The sequence below is a fragment of the Vreelandella hamiltonii genome (assembly GCF_014651775.1).
In the GTDB taxonomy this organism is placed as follows: domain Bacteria; phylum Pseudomonadota; class Gammaproteobacteria; order Pseudomonadales; family Halomonadaceae; genus Vreelandella; species Vreelandella hamiltonii.
Map to the genome: position 1 here is coordinate 17,744 of NZ_BMXN01000023.1, position 14,371 is coordinate 32,114.

Here is a 14,371-nt window from a genome sequence, read left to right on the forward strand (position 1 = left end):
GAAAACAGGTGGAAACGTATGGATCAACCGGTACATCATTTTAGCGAACTGTTTGAGCAACTGGGGCTGCGCTCGGATTCAGCCTCCATCGAACGCTTTATCGAACGGAACTCCCCGCTGCCCAAAGAGATGCCCTTGGCCGACGCCCCCTGCTGGAACGAGGGCCAAGCGGATTTTCTACGCGAAGCAGTGGAAGAAGATGCCGACTGGGCCGAGGTCGTCGATCATCTGGATGCCTCGATGCACAAAGCCGAATAGGCCTTCGCATCACGCCTGCTCCCGCGCCGCTTCCAGGCGGCGCCGGTACCAGGCCCCCGCCAGCAACAAAGCCGTCAACGCCAGAAGCGGCAGCAGTACGTCCATCTGCAGCGGGTCTTCTTCTTCGATGGCTTCCAGCGCACCGTAAATGGCACTGCTGTAGACAGCCCACTTCACGGCCAGCCCCAAGGCTGCAGCCAGCAGATAACGCCCCAGGGCAATATGCCCCAAGCCTGCCGCAAAATTGATCACTGAATGTGGAAAGCCCGGCAACACACGCATGGCACATTGCGTCAGCAGATCGCTACGCGCTTTCAGCGTGTCCATGACCTTGAGGGTCAGCCCCTTGGGCTGCCAACGCTCGCCGACCCGTGCAGCAAGCAGATAGGCTCCCCAGGCACCCGCGACACTGCTGATGGTCAACATCACCGTAGCGACCAAGGGGGGATAAAAGGGGGCAATCAACCACAGTCCAATACTGCCAGGCAAGCCAATCGCCAGGGTGACCGCCATGGTCAGCATGACCGTCACCACGACCACGGGATGATGAGACATGGTCGCGGCCCAGCGTTTCACCGCCATCAGGTCCGGAGAGTACCAAAGCCATATGTAGGCCAGCATGGCAGCCACCGCAAACGCGGCCGCCCAACGCCAGGAATAGAGAGATAATTTACGCATTGAGGCGTGCTTCAACCCGCTCGAGAATTTGTCGACTGACCTTTCCGACCAGCGGTTTGGCCGCCTTGTTCACCGCTTTTTCCATCAGACGATTGCGGATGTCATAGCTCAGCGTCAGCGACACCTCCGTCCCTTCGGGTACGGCACGCAGCTGATAGCGCCCCTGGTTTTTGACACCTTCCAGGGACTCCCAGGCCAGCACCGTTGGAGGATCGATATCGGTTACCTCCACGTCAAACGCCCAATCCATGCCCACTGCCCGCACGTGCCAGCGGTAGCGGTTTTCGCCAAGACGATCGATCGAGCGTATCAGGTCCGAATAATCCGCAAAATCTTCCACTCGGCGTAACAAGTCAAATACGCGCTCCGGGGAGGCTCTAACGATTTCACTATGTTCTATGGTGGCCATGCGTCCATCTCTAGCGGCTGTAGATGAGTAGCTTATCACGCCAATTCCATTGGCACACCGGATGCCACCACCCAGAACACTGGTCAGCAAGAGCGGCATTGCGTAAACTGCCCGCCTTCCGGACCGGACCCCGGAACACCGCCCTGCTGCTTGGGCAGGCACGACATAAATTCTCCGACCATGAGTACCCAGCATGTCATCCACTGCATCATCCGGCGCCCAGGCGCCATCCACCGTCGTCATCTACTCCGGCGGCATGGACTCCTATACCGTCCTTCACCGTGCGCTACGCGAGGGCCTCGCTGTCCATGCGCTATCCTTCGATTACGGTCAGCGCCACCGTCGTGAACTGGACGTTGCACGTCAGGTATGTGAGTCCTTGGCCATCCCTCATCAGGTCGTCGATATTCGCGCCATCCACGGGCTGATCGACAACTCGGCATTGACCAACGCTGCGTTGACCATGCCTCAAGGGGAGTACGATGCCGACTCGCTCCACAGCACCGTGGTGCCCAATCGCAACATGATTCTGCTGTCGTTGGCCATTGCCAAGGCAGTCAATATCGGTGCCAGCCGCGTGGATTATGGCGCGCACGGCGGCGATCACGTGCTTTACCCCGACTGCCGCCCGGCCTTCGTCGAAGCCATGAACGATGTGGCGCAGATTGCCAATTTCGAACCCGTCACCGTCCATGCCCCTTATCTGGCTTCCAGCAAAGCCGACATCCTGCGTGATGGGCTCGCCATGGGCCTGGATTACCGCCATACCTGGACCTGCTACGAAGGCCAGCAGCTCGCCTGCGGGCAGTGTGGCAGCTGCCGTGAACGGCTGGCGGCCTTTGCCGCCAATCAGGCCACCGACCCCCTCGCGTATGCTCCCCTTGCCGAGCGAGACTGCTGATGTACCACGTCAAAGAAGCGTTTTACACGCTGCAGGGCGAAGGTGCCCAGGCGGGGCGCGCCAGCGTTTTCTGTCGCTTTGCGGGCTGCAATCTCTGGTCGGGGCGTGACGCCGACCGAGCCACGGCCAAGTGCACTTTCTGCGATACCGATTTCATCGGCACCGATGGCGCCAATGGCGGTCGCTTCGAAAGCCCGCAGCAGTTGGCACGGCATATCAAACAGCTGTGGCCAGCCAACGCAGGCAGCGCGGTGCCCTATGTGGTGTTTACCGGAGGAGAGCCGTTACTGCAGCTCGATACCCCGCTCATCGCCATGCTGCACAGCGAAGGGTTCGAGGTCGCCGTGGAAACCAACGGCACGCTGCCCGCGCCCGCCGGAATCGACTGGCTATGCGTCAGCCCCAAGGGCAGCAACCCGCTGGCCATTCACCAAGGGGATGAGCTGAAGCTGGTGTACCCACAGCACGACGCCCCGCCCGAGCAGTTTGCCGCGCTGCACTTTCGACACTTTTACCTGCAGCCCATGGATCACGTCGCCCAGCATGCCGACACGATCCATACCACTGTCGCTGAGCGCAATGCCGCCACGGTGGCCGCCACGACGGCCTATTGCATGACCCACCCCCAGTGGCGCTTGTCGCTGCAAACCCACAAGATCGCAGGATTCGATTGATGGCTTTATTCGTTCACCACCTGACCCATATCGATGTCTCCCTTTGGTGCCCTGAGCGCGGCTTGACCGGCTGCAGTTGGCAGGTCGACGCCCATCTGGATGGCGAACTGGGTGAAGACGGCATGCTGTTCGATTTTGGTGAAGTGAAACCCTGGATCAAGCGCACGCTGGACAACGGGCTGGATCATACGCTGCTGGTGCCCACCAAAGCGCCCGGCATAGACATCAGCGAGTGCCCAGAAGGCCTGTGCGTTCGCACAGCCACGCCCTATCCGATGGAAGTTCGCGGTCCTGCCCAGGCGTTCACACTGCTCCCCTGGGAACACATCTCGCTGGCCAGGGTGACTCAGCTCCTGAGCGAAGAGCTGACACGCGCTCGGCCTCGCAACGTCACCCGTGTCACCCTGAACCTGCAGGAAGAGCGTATCGAAGGCGCATCCTATGGTTACAGTCACGGCCTGAAACGTCACCTGGGCAACTGCCAGCGTATCGCCCATGGCCACCGCTCCCGGCTGCATGTCTATCAACAGCAACAGCGCCAACCTGCCCTTGAGGCACAATGGAGTGAATGGCTGGATAACCGCTACCTGCTGGAACAGGCCGATGTGGCGGAACAGACAGCCACCACACTGACCTGTCGCTACACAGCCGAACAGGGTGAGTTCTCGATCACCCTGCCCGCTCACCGCTGCAGCGTATTGCCAGCGCCCACGACCGTGGAAAATATCGCCCGTTGGCTGGCCGACAGTATCGCCCAGCAAACTCAGCAGGAAACCTACGTGGAAGCCTTCGAAGGTATCAACAAGGGGGCTACGGCACAGGCAGCGCCATGACGACTCTGATCACCAGTGACCGAAAGGGCAGTTGTCGCATGGGCTGTGGCGCCTGCTGCATAGCGCCGTCCATCAGCTCGCCCATTCCCGGCATGCCAGACGGCAAGCCCTCAGGCGTTCGCTGTGTTCAGTTGAATGAGCAACATCTCTGCATGCTCTTTGGAGATGCCCGTCGCCCTGCCGTATGCAGCCAGTTCGACTTCGACAAGGAGGTATGTGGCGAGGACCGAGAAGAGGCCCTCGCCACACTCTACTGGTGGGAAACCGCCACAGCCGGTTAGACCTCGCCTCCCAGGCTCACCGGGTGCGGCAAGCGACGGTCCAGCAGGCTGATCCAGCGCACCAGCACCGGCGCATCGCTATGGCTTACCTCGCCCAACAGTCGACGAAACACCTCTTTCGCTTTCTGGTCATTGGGCTCTATACGCGTAAGCCATAGCTCCAGCGCCGCCAACTCCTGATGGCGGTTGCCATGCTCGCGGGATTGCTGAATGGCCATTTCCGCCAACGCCTTGACCTCGTGGGCAGGGTGACCCAGCAGGTCACGCACGCGGGCCAGCTGGGTGGCCAGTTCGGGCAGGAAAAGCGTCGTGCGCTCACGGGCAATCACCAGGCACTGGTCGAGATACTCTTCGGCTGCGTGCAGCTCACCCAGCTCGATACAGGCATCGGAGTACCACAACACGGGCCGCTGGAAGCGGTCTCGGCCGTTCAATTCGGCCATCTGATCCAGGCTGTCGCGCATTTGCACCAAGCCCCCCTGATCCCCCGCCAACGCACGCTGCCAACCCAACACTCCCTGAGCGGAAATCTGCCACAGCTGAAGGTCTGGCGTTCCTGTCATGGCCGCTGCTCGCTCGGCATGCCGGGCCGCCAAATGCACATGGCCCAACTGACGATACAGCGCTGCTGCAAACATCAGCGCCATGGCCAGGGTGCCGGGATGGCCGATCTGCTCCGCTAGCCGAATGGCCGCCGAGACATGCCGCTCAGCGCGATGGTAATCACCTCGCAAGCAGAGCGCCCAGCCCTGAAAACAGGCCGCCGTTACCTGGGGATGGTCCGAGAACGGCAGCCACTCGATCATCATCGGGGCATTCAGCGGATCGATTTCGTCCAGATGGTCGTGGGCCTGCTGAATGCGCCCCGCCCAGTATTCACAGTGCGCTCGTGCGTAATCTGCCAGTCGACGGTAGCGCGGGTCTTCCAGCCGAGCGGCAATATCCGCCAGGGTCGATGCCAACGCAAAGGCGTCGGCATGGGCATAGCGCTGGCTACGCCCCACCCATAGCCCCCACTTGACCAGGAAAATCTGCTCGAGGTCTTCCGGGTCTTCAGGGGTGTCGCCGCCGCTTTGACGCAGCAGCTCCCGGGCTCTCACAAAGCTTTCATGGGCCGTAGGCGAACCGTGCCCTTCCAGGGCGAACGCTGCCTGGCCACGCACCGTCAGCAGGCTGACTTCACGCTCCACCTCATGGGCTACGTGGCGCAGGCTGGCCAGGCCGAAATCGGCCATGCGCAGCGCCGTGCGGTTGGCGCTCACTTTGAGCGCTTCGCGCGCCGAGAGCTCGAAGTAGCGGGCCCCACGTGCATAGTGGCCGCTGCGCCGCAGATGCGTGGCAAAGTCTCCCGGATGGCGACTGATCCATACCGGAAAACGCTCTTCGATCAAGGTCACGACCTGCTGATGCAGCTTGACCCTGACATCACGAGGACAGGAAAGATAGGCAGCCTCCTGAAGCAGCTGGTGGCTGAACTGGTACTCGTGATCACCGCCCTCCTTGTCGATGGGTTCGATGATCTCCAACGCGCGCATGTGCTCCAGCGCCTGGCACAATCGCGGCTTTTCCCAACCGCTGCATTCCGTCAGAAAATCCAATCGGAAACGTTTGCCCAAGACCGCTGCGATATGGGCAATGACACGATCACCTTCCAACTGATCGATTCGGCTGGCCAGGAGCCCCAGCAGCCCCTTGGGCAGCTCGTCCAGGTGCACGCTGCGACCTTCGCGACGATCCATGTCGAGGCGCCGACAAATTTCCTGCATGTAAAGCGGTACGCCATCACAGCGCTCAATGATCTGGTTGCGCAGCCGTGGGCTCAGATGAATACGGTAGCGACGAGAAAGCTGCGACAGCAGCCGTGAGGACTGCAATGCATCCAGCCTGCCCAGGGTGATCTGCTGGTCCCAGTGCAGCTTGACCGGTAGCGGTTCGCGGCCGTGGTGGCTGGCCACCATCATGAAGGCCGTATTGATCGGCAGGCGGGCCTGCAGCCCTGCCAACACCTTGAAAGACGGCTCATCGAGCCACTGAAGGTCATCGATCATCAGCACCAGCGTTTGTGTCGCGGCACGATGGTCGATCAGCCGGTGCAAGAGCTTCACCACCAGCTCCACGGCTTCGCCATTTTGAGTCAGCTGGGTGATTTCCTGAACTTCACGAACCCCCAGAGCTTCTTCGAGCAGCTGTTGACGCGCACCGTCAGCAGTATCGAGCCCCAACGTTGCCTGCAGTGCATGCACCGACTCGAGCGTTGGTGGGTGCTCAAGGTGCCAAGCCAGCAGTGAACGCGCCACCCCGTAAGGGTCCAGTACCGAAAGCCGAGTGGTCGGAAGCCAGCAGATTGCCGCATCGCGACTCAACTCCAGCTGCCGGAATCCCACCATCAGCGCCGACTTGCCCATGCCCGAGGCACCACGCACCAGCACGCTTTGCCGCAAACCGATGCCAGCACGTGCCAGCGCATCGCGCAAGGTGCGTAGCGAGGTTTCCCTTCCCACCAGGCTCGGCGGCAAAGCGTCACGCCCGCCTTCGTTCTGACCCAGCACCAGCGCACGCAAACGCACTCGGCCATCGCTGGCCACCAAGCGCGATACCAGCCTGGGCTGCAGATCCAGCGCGGGGGGCATGTGCTGGCTGGCCTCCTGAGAGATGACCAGCTCGCTTCCCTCGGCGGCACTCATCAGCTCCAAAGACTCTTGCGTCACCTGGCCCAGCGGGTCGGCCAGCTGGCGCTCGGGCAAGTAGACCACGCGCCCGCTGTGCAGTCCGGCCGCCAGTTCGAACACCGGCGGTTCGGCGTCCCCGGCCCAGTGGCGACGGCTCTCCTGGGGTAGCGCCTGACGGCAGTGTTCATAAAGCGCCACCAGCTCCGCCAGTTGATGGGCGGGGCCATGGGTACCGAAGCAGGCCAGACCCAAGCCCCCCGTTGCCCCCGGCAGCCAGAAACCGCCCAGATGGTGGCACTGCTGCTCCAACCATCTCAACAGTTCCAGCTGCAGGGCCAAGCAGTTGCGTGTAGCCGCGCGATCCGGCCAGTCACCCTTCAAGCGCAAGCGGATGGCCATCACCGAAAGCTGACGCAGCTCGATCTCATCTTCGCGCAGCGGCTTGCTGTCCGCAGCCAACGCGCGCGAAAAGGCCCCTTGTGGCGACATCGCGCGGGGGTCGTGGTGACCATCCGACCAGAAACTGGCCAATTGCACGAAACTGGGCTCAGGCTGTTGTCCGGAGAGCGCCAGCAGTTGAAGGTAGCTGTTGTACTGCTCGTGAGCCGCAGCCATCTGGTTCTGCTCGGCTAGCTGCCGCACCCAGCGCTCGTGGAACGGGCCGTAGCCTGAAAAGCGGCTGACCAGTCCTTCCAGCATGGCATCCGGCACTTCGGCGTGTGCTTCCAGCACCTGTTCGGCAAAACGGATGACTCGTTGGCGCCACTCATTGCGCACTTGCACCAGCCAGCGCTGGAACTCGCTGCAGTTGCTGAGCTGCAGTTCCTCGATCAGATCCCCCTGGTAGCACTCCATCAGCGCTTCCAGCGTCTCCAGATCCTTGGGCCCTTCCAGCAGTTGCTGCAGCTCATGCAAATCCACCTGCCAGTGGGACGGCAGATGAAAGGCAATGGTCTGCCGCGACACATTCAGTACGTGATCGGCATGCTCGCCCATGGATTGGCGCAGGCAGTGCAGCGCATGGCGCAGGTTGGTTCTGCCCGAGGAGAGGCCTTGGTCTGGCCACAGCAGCTCCGCCAGGGCGGCACGATTGACGGGCTGGCGATGAAGTAGCAGGTACACCAGCAGCGCCTTGACTTTGTCGTAGCTGAAATGAGTGAGCACGTCCTCCCCTTGAGTCAAGGAGAAGTGACCAAACAGGGTCAACTGATCTGTCTGTTGAGCATCACGCATGTTACACATCCTGCCTTGGCTAGCGGCGCATCACGCAGGCACGCCACTATGAAAACGAAAAGCCGTATCTGGAGACATGATCAGCTCCGCCTCACGAGCAACGAAGAAGGCGATGCGTTCGTCGATAGGCGCATCGGTCTGCTGGCGAGCCAGCAAGAGATAGTCTTCGAAATGACGCCCTTCGGACTTGACCAGGGTGCGATAGAACTTGGCCAGCTCTTCGTCCAGGTAAGGAATGAGTCGCGCAAAGCGCTCACAGCTGCGCGCCTCGATCAGAGCGCCGATGATCAACAAGTCGATCAAGCGCTCAGGATCCTGACTGCGTAAATGCTTTCTAAGGCCTTCGGCGTAACGTGACGCCGTCAGATGGCGATAAGGAACGCCACGGCGTTCCATCAAGCCCACTACCTGCTCGAAATGAAGCAGCTCCTCGCGGGCCAATTGCGACATCTTGCTCAACAGCAGCGGCTGATCCACGTAGCGATACAGTAGGCTCATGGCCGTGGAAGCCGCTTTTTTTTCACACTGTGCGTGATCGATCAGCAGTGTTTCCGGGTTGGCCAATGCCCATTGCAACCAGGCATCGGGGGTCGGGCAAGCTAAAAAGTCATGCAAACTTTCTGGCAACAGATCATCCGCTTGCAGCGCATGTTCCGCTGTTTGCAACGCCATTAATTGTATCGACATAACACTAGCACCAAGCGTTTATCACACTATTGTACAATATATAAACGCCAATGGCGTCCGTTCCCTGATTGGTTCGAGGATGAACAAACGTGTCTTCCAGCCTCGCTTAAAAATGCATTGACACTAATGTATAGCAAGCCTGAATCACGCTCCACACGGGAATCCGGCTTGCCGAGGCTACCCAGCTCTACAGGCCAGCACTCGCTTGGCAACCATGGTAACGCGGCATCACGATAATCACACCAGCCGTCACCTAAAAACACGCCTCTCGGTAAAAATCTTTCATGTTTACGGCACATTAATCAAAAAAACCGCCCTCAGGAAAGCGGCTTTCAACATCTCAACACAAAGTACAAGTAGGCATCCCGCCTGACTTCTTAACATTGTCGACAGTTTCCCGTAGAATCCGAGCCATCCACCAGACGCTGATTCTCAAGCGTATGTCATGTGATCGAAGGATGTCCTTGTTACCGTGCAGGCGTCTTTTGCTACCACTGATGATCACTACCAAGAAGATGAGAGGGCCCCAACGTGCTTGAAGCTTACCGCCAACATGTCGAGGAACGCGCTGCAGAGGGCGTCCCAGCCAAGCCCCTGACCGCCGAACAAGTCGCCGACCTGATCGAGCTGCTGAAGAACCCGCCGGCCGGAGAAGAAGAGTTCATTCTGGACTTGATCACCAACCGGGTACCGCCGGGCGTCGATGAAGCCGCCTATGTCAAAGCGGGCTTCCTGACCGCGTTGGCCAAAGGCGAGGCGTCCTCGCCGCTGATCGACAAGGTCCATGCCGTCAAACTGCTGGGCACCATGCAGGGCGGCTATAACATCGTTTCCATGGTCGAGCTGCTCGATAACGAAGAGCTGGCCCGTGAAGCAGGTGAGCAGCTCAAGCACACTCTGCTGATGTTCGATGCGTTCCACGACGTGGAAGAGCGCGCCAAGAATGGCAACGCCGTCGCCAAGGACGTCATGCAGTCCTGGGCCGACGCCGAGTGGTTCCTTTCCAAGCCTGCGCTGGAAGAAAAAATCACGCTGACCGTCTTCAAGGTCCCGGGTGAAACCAACACCGACGACCTGTCGCCCGCGCCGGATGCCTGGTCGCGCCCTGACATCCCGCTGCACGCCAACGCCATGCTCAAGAACGAGCGTGACGGTATCGAGCCCGAAGTGCCCGGCACCACTGGCCCGCTCAAGCAAATCGAAGCCGTCAAAGCCAAAGGCTACCCAGTGGCTTACGTAGGCGACGTAGTCGGCACAGGCTCTTCGCGCAAATCAGCCACCAACTCGGTGCTGTGGTTCTTCGGTGACGATATCCCTTACGTGCCCAACAAGCGCGGCGGCGGTTTCTGCTTTGGCGGCAAGATTGCCCCGATCTTCTTCAACACCATGGAAGATTCAGGCGCCCTGCCGGTAGAGATGGATGTTTCCAAGCTTGAAATGGGCGATGTCATCGACATCTACCCCTATGAAGGCAAAGTGTGCAAGCACGGCACCGATGAAGTGCTCTCCACCTTCGAGCTGAAAACACAGCTGATTCTCGATGAAGTGCGTGCAGGCGGTCGTATTCCGCTGATCATCGGCCGTGGCCTGACCGGCAAGGCGCGCGAGTCCCTGGGCTTGGCGCCGTCAGACGTTTTCCGTCTGCCGGACCAGCCTGCCGATACCGGCAAAGGCTTCACGCTGGCACAGAAGATGGTTGGCAAGGCCTGCGGCCTGAACGGCGTTCGCCCCGGCATGTACTGCGAGCCGAAGATGTCTACCGTCGGCTCCCAGGACACCACTGGCCCGATGACCCGTGACGAGCTGAAAGACCTGGCCTGTCTGGGCTTCCAGGCCGACCTGGTCATGCAGTCCTTCTGCCACACGGCAGCCTATCCCAAGCCGGTGGACGTGGACACTCACCACACCCTGCCCGACTTCATCATGAACCGTGGCGGTGTCTCACTGCGCCCCGGCGACGGTATCATCCACAGCTGGCTGAACCGCATGCTGCTGCCGGACACGGTCGGCACCGGCGGTGACTCCCACACCCGCTTCCCGCTCGGCATCTCCTTCCCGGCAGGTTCTGGTCTGGTTGCCTTTGCTGCTGCCACTGGCGTCATGCCGCTGGATATGCCGGAGTCCGTTCTGGTGCGTTTCAAGGGTGAGCGTCAGCCTGGCGTCACGCTGCGCGACCTGGTTCATGCCATTCCTCTCTACGCCATCAAGCAGGGTCTGCTGACGGTCGAGAAATCCGGCAAGAAAAACGCCTTCTCCGGCCGCGTGCTGGAAATCGAAGGCCTCGAAGACCTCACCGTCGAGCAAGCTTTCGAGCTTTCCGATGCCTCGGCCGAGCGTAGTGCGGCTGGCTGTACCATCACGCTGTCCGAAGAGAGCGTGACCGAGTACCTGAAGTCCAACATCACGCTGCTGAAGTGGATGATTGCCAACGGTTATGGCGATGCCCGTACCATCAGCCGCCGTATCGAGGGGATGGAAGCCTGGCTGGCCAACCCGTCACTGATGCGTGCGGACAAAGATGCCGAGTACGCCGAAATCATCGAGATCGACCTCAGCGAGATCAAGGAGCCGGTGCTCTGCGCTCCCAACGATCCGGACGACGCTCGCCTGCTCTCCGACGTGGCTGGCGAGAAGATCGACGAAGTGTTTATCGGTTCGTGCATGACCAACATCGGTCACTTCCGTGCCGCCGGTAAGCTGCTGGAGAAACAGCCTGCGGGTAGCCTGAAGACCCGCCTGTGGTTGGCGCCGCCGACCAAGATGGATCAGCACCAGCTGACCGAAGAGGGTTACTACGGCATTTACGGCCGTGCAGGCGCCCGCATGGAAATGCCGGGATGTTCACTGTGTATGGGTAACCAGGCGCGTGTGGCTGCCAAGAGCACCGTCGTGTCTACGTCTACACGTAACTTCCCGAACCGCCTGGGAGATGGCGCGAACGTCTACCTCGCCTCGGCGGAGCTGGCAGCGGTCGCAGCGGTGGAAGGCCGTTTGCCGACAGTCGCTGAGTACCAGCGTTACATGGGCGAATTTGACGCCTTGGCTGGCGAAATCTATCGTTACATGAACTTCCACGAAATCGAGGAGTACCAGAAGGTCGCCTCGAACGTGATTCCAGTAGCCCAAGAGGCCTAAGCGCCACGGCTACTGCCCCATCGCCGATGCTCGCAACATCGCAGAGACGCCACGCGACTCTGAGCCGATGACCGAACGCCCCTTCCTTCGCAGGTCGGGGCGTTTTTATTATCAGCGGCTTCACTCACTGACAGGAGACCCTCATGACGACCACACCTTACGTCGTTACCCCCGATCTGTGCGACCAGTACCCCGAGGTCAAGGTGCTCGAGCCGATGTTTGCCAACTTCGGCGGCGTCGATCACTTTTACGGGCCTATTCGTACCGTCAAATGCTTCGAAGACAACTCCATGGTCAAGCAGGCCCTCGCCGAGCCCGGTGAAGGCGCCATCCTGGTAGTGGATGCAGGCGGCTCTCATCGCTGCGCCATGCTGGGCGACATGCTGGCTGAACAAGCCGCCAAAAACGGTTGGGCAGGCGTCATCATGTATGGCTGTGTGAGAGACGTGGACATTCTGGCGACCCTGCCACTTGGCGTGCAAGCGCTGGGCAGCCACCCTCGTCGCAGCGAAAAACATGGCGAAGGCCAGCGCGACGTGGCGGTGACCTTTGCAGGCGTCACGCTGCAGGTGGGTCAATGGCTCTACGCCGACAATAATGGCATCATCGTCGCCGAACAGCCGCTCAAACTCTCTTGAACGCGCCTAACCCCGGCTAACCCGCCAGACTTGTCAGTGGTGGCAGATAGTGCCACCCTGATATTTCATTTTCATGCCACGGACACCATGCAGCCGCTCAAGCCACTGGGCTATGCCCTACTTCGCACCCTTCGTGACCACCTGCGCCCACTGATTGCCTACCACCTGCTGTTCACGCTGTTGGCATCGGCCGTGGTGTTGCCGCTGGTGGCTTGGGCTTCCCAGCGATTCATGGCGCAGCTCAACCGAACCGTGGTCACCAACGATGCCTTGCTGGCGCTGCTGTTCAGCCCCCTGGGCCTGTTCACCCTGCTGGCGGGCCTTGCGGTCACTTTCTTGCTGATCTACTGGCAGCAAGCGGGCATGCTTCAAGTGGCCAGCAGGCCCAAGGACAACCACTACCGCCTGGCACTGGAGGCCCTGTGGCTCAGCACTCGGCGCCTACCAGCACTGCTGCTGCTGGTGATCCTGCAGGTGGGTGCCCACCTGCTGCTGCTGGCCCCCTTCATGGTCGCCATCGCCTGGCTATACGACCTATGGCTCAGCGGTCTTGACCCCTACTATCTACAGCGTGTACGCCCGCCGGCACTGTGGTACTTCATTGCCTGTGCGTTGCCGGTCGTGCTGCTGTGGATGAGCCTGGCTGCCTGGCTGTATCTGCGCTGGCTACTGGCTCTGCCGCTGGTGGCGCTGGAACAGTGCCACCCGCTGCAGGCCCTGAAGCGCAGCGTGCATCTTACCCGGGGCTGGCACCGCTCCATTGGCGCGGCGGTGCTGCTGTTACTGCTCGTCATCATTGCCTTGCCGATTGCCACCACCTGGCTCTACGACAAACTCATCACGCCGCTGCTATGGTGGCTGCCCGAGCACAGTGCCGTTCTGGTACCGGCGATGCTGGCCTATCTGACCGGCTATGTCCTGATCACCCTGACCATCACGTTTCTGGGTATTACCACCCACGCGCTGCTGTCGGCCTGCCTTTACTTGCAGCTTGCCTATCGGGAGGCCCGGCCTGCCGCTCCCGAGAGCGAACAGACAGGCCGCCTGGCCTGGGCATTGGAAGTGTGCGTCTTGCTGATTGCCGCGCTGCAAGCCTGGTGGATACTCAACAGCTTCGAAATACGCGACAACGTCGCCATCATCGCCCACCGAGGCAGCTCCATGGTGGCGCCTGAAAACACCTTGGCCGCCGTGCGCCAGGCACTGGACGATGGTGCCGATGCCGTCGAGCTGGACGTGCGTCTCAGCGCCGACCAGCAGGTCATGCTCTACCACGACCGCACGCTGGCTCGGCTCACGGGTGACCCCAGGGAGTTTGGCGAACTGACCCGCGACGAACTGAGCGAGTTCGATGTGGGCAGCTGGTTTGGCGATGCCTTCCAGAACGAACGAATCGCCGGGCTGGACGAGACCCTGGCGCTGGTGAAGGGCCGCGCCGCGCTGATGATCGACATGAAACCGCTCCCGGGCCAGGAGGAAGCGCTGGCTCAAGCGGTACTGGATGAACTGGATGAAGAAAACGATCGTCGCTACCGCTGCTGGGCCACCCAGCACGATGCATTGAATGGAATGGCCGCCTGCGGATTCCCGCATACGCTGCTGGAAATGCGCATGGCCACCATGTCGCCCGCACTGGTCAACTTCATCAAGCAGCGGGCGCCCGAGCTGAGGGTGACACTACTGGCGCAGCTGATACTCCCCGGCACGCTCGACCGTCGTCAATTCGATGCGCTGGGCTTGCGACATAACCGCATTACCCGACAGGAAATCCGTCTGGCGGCACTGTATGGTTATGAAATCCATGCCTGGACGGTGAATGACCGAGCCAGGATGTCGACGCTGATCGACCTTGGCGTGGATGCCATCATCACCGACTATCCTGACCGCTTGAGGGAACTGATCGAAGACCGCCATGCCATGAGCGATGGCGGCCTGATGCTGGTAAAACTGCGCAACTGGCTACGTCAGTAGCGCG

At 60.7% G+C, this 14,371-nt stretch carries 12 protein-coding genes; 8 read left to right on the top strand and 4 right to left on the bottom strand.

The annotated features are described in order from the left end of the window. Positions 1 to 18 precede the first annotated feature (18 nt). Positions 19 to 258 (top strand): DUF2789 domain-containing protein, encoded by a 240-nt coding sequence (locus tag IE091_RS15225; protein ID WP_039182146.1) that lies wholly within the window; start codon positions 19 to 21, stop codon positions 256 to 258. 9 nt (positions 259 to 267) lie between these two features. On the opposite strand, the gene IE091_RS15230 is transcribed toward IE091_RS15225, so the two are convergent. Next, positions 268 to 936, bottom strand: coding sequence for a VTT domain-containing protein (locus IE091_RS15230; RefSeq protein ID WP_096922902.1), 669 nt, complete (start codon positions 934 to 936; stop codon positions 268 to 270). Further along, a complete protein-coding gene (locus tag IE091_RS15235) occupies positions 929 to 1,345 on the bottom strand; it encodes an SRPBCC family protein (RefSeq protein ID WP_039182150.1) in 417 nt (138 codons plus the stop codon). Before IE091_RS15235 ends, IE091_RS15230 begins: the two co-directional genes overlap by 8 nt. A 193-nt stretch (positions 1,346 to 1,538) precedes the next feature. On the opposite strand from IE091_RS15235, the gene queC reads away from it, so the two are divergent. The 4 genes from queC to IE091_RS15255 are packed head-to-tail and all read left to right on the top strand — an operon-like array spanning position 1,539 to position 4,034. After that, positions 1,539 to 2,246, top strand: coding sequence for a 7-cyano-7-deazaguanine synthase QueC (gene queC, locus IE091_RS15240; RefSeq protein ID WP_039182152.1), 708 nt, complete (start codon positions 1,539 to 1,541; stop codon positions 2,244 to 2,246). Next, positions 2,246 to 2,920, top strand: a complete 675-nt coding sequence (queE, locus tag IE091_RS15245; protein WP_039182154.1) for a 7-carboxy-7-deazaguanine synthase — start codon at positions 2,246 to 2,248, stop codon at positions 2,918 to 2,920. Before queC ends, queE begins: the two co-directional genes overlap by 1 nt. Further along, on the top strand, positions 2,920 to 3,753 hold the full coding sequence (locus tag IE091_RS15250) for a 6-carboxytetrahydropterin synthase (protein WP_039182156.1): 834 nt from the start codon (positions 2,920 to 2,922) through the stop codon (positions 3,751 to 3,753). The genes queE and IE091_RS15250 overlap by 1 nt, the downstream gene beginning before the upstream one ends. After that, positions 3,750 to 4,034 (top strand): YkgJ family cysteine cluster protein, encoded by a 285-nt coding sequence (locus IE091_RS15255; protein ID WP_052196469.1) that lies wholly within the window; start codon positions 3,750 to 3,752, stop codon positions 4,032 to 4,034. The genes IE091_RS15250 and IE091_RS15255 overlap by 4 nt, the downstream gene beginning before the upstream one ends. On the opposite strand, the gene IE091_RS15260 is transcribed toward IE091_RS15255, so the two are convergent. Both IE091_RS15260 and IE091_RS15265 read right to left on the bottom strand, forming a co-directional pair. Continuing rightward, the gene (locus tag IE091_RS15260) at positions 4,031 to 7,936 is read right to left on the bottom strand and encodes an ATP-binding protein (protein WP_189464038.1); all 3,906 of its coding nucleotides are present in this window, start codon (positions 7,934 to 7,936) and stop codon (positions 4,031 to 4,033) included. The two genes, IE091_RS15255 and IE091_RS15260, sit on opposite strands and share 4 nt — an antisense overlap. Positions 7,937 to 7,966: 30 nt before the next feature. After that, complete coding sequence (locus IE091_RS15265; protein ID WP_026001703.1) at positions 7,967 to 8,623, bottom strand: MiaE family protein; 657 nt, start codon at positions 8,621 to 8,623, stop codon at positions 7,967 to 7,969. Between the two features lie 531 nt (positions 8,624 to 9,154). On the opposite strand from IE091_RS15265, the gene acnB reads away from it, so the two are divergent. The 3 genes from acnB to IE091_RS15280 all read left to right on the top strand — a co-directional run bounded on the left by acnB (position 9,155) and on the right by IE091_RS15280 (position 14,367). Next, positions 9,155 to 11,758, top strand: a complete 2,604-nt coding sequence (gene acnB / locus IE091_RS15270) for a bifunctional aconitate hydratase 2/2-methylisocitrate dehydratase (protein ID WP_039182164.1) — start codon at positions 9,155 to 9,157, stop codon at positions 11,756 to 11,758. 143 nt (positions 11,759 to 11,901) lie between these two features. Beyond that, positions 11,902 to 12,396, top strand: a complete 495-nt coding sequence (rraA, locus tag IE091_RS15275; protein WP_189464039.1) for a ribonuclease E activity regulator RraA — start codon at positions 11,902 to 11,904, stop codon at positions 12,394 to 12,396. Between the two features lie 87 nt (positions 12,397 to 12,483). Continuing rightward, positions 12,484 to 14,367, top strand: a complete 1,884-nt coding sequence (locus IE091_RS15280) for a glycerophosphodiester phosphodiesterase family protein (protein WP_422822532.1) — start codon at positions 12,484 to 12,486, stop codon at positions 14,365 to 14,367. Positions 14,368 to 14,371 lie beyond the last annotated feature (4 nt).

Coding starts and splice junctions, on each gene's coding strand:
- IE091_RS15225 (WP_039182146.1), top strand. CDS start 19: ATGGATCAACCGGTACATCATTTTAGCGAACTGTTTGAGCAACTGGGG.
- IE091_RS15230 (WP_096922902.1), bottom strand. CDS start 936: ATGCGTAAATTATCTCTCTATTCCTGGCGTTGGGCGGCCGCGTTTGCG.
- IE091_RS15235 (WP_039182150.1), bottom strand. CDS start 1,345: ATGGCCACCATAGAACATAGTGAAATCGTTAGAGCCTCCCCGGAGCGC.
- queC (WP_039182152.1), top strand. CDS start 1,539: ATGTCATCCACTGCATCATCCGGCGCCCAGGCGCCATCCACCGTCGTC.
- queE (WP_039182154.1), top strand. CDS start 2,246: ATGTACCACGTCAAAGAAGCGTTTTACACGCTGCAGGGCGAAGGTGCC.
- IE091_RS15250 (WP_039182156.1), top strand. CDS start 2,920: ATGGCTTTATTCGTTCACCACCTGACCCATATCGATGTCTCCCTTTGG.
- IE091_RS15255 (WP_052196469.1), top strand. CDS start 3,750: ATGACGACTCTGATCACCAGTGACCGAAAGGGCAGTTGTCGCATGGGC.
- IE091_RS15260 (WP_189464038.1), bottom strand. CDS start 7,936: ATGCGTGATGCTCAACAGACAGATCAGTTGACCCTGTTTGGTCACTTC.
- IE091_RS15265 (WP_026001703.1), bottom strand. CDS start 8,623: ATGTCGATACAATTAATGGCGTTGCAAACAGCGGAACATGCGCTGCAA.
- rraA (WP_189464039.1), top strand. CDS start 11,902: ATGACGACCACACCTTACGTCGTTACCCCCGATCTGTGCGACCAGTAC.
- IE091_RS15280 (WP_422822532.1), top strand. CDS start 12,484: ATGCAGCCGCTCAAGCCACTGGGCTATGCCCTACTTCGCACCCTTCGT.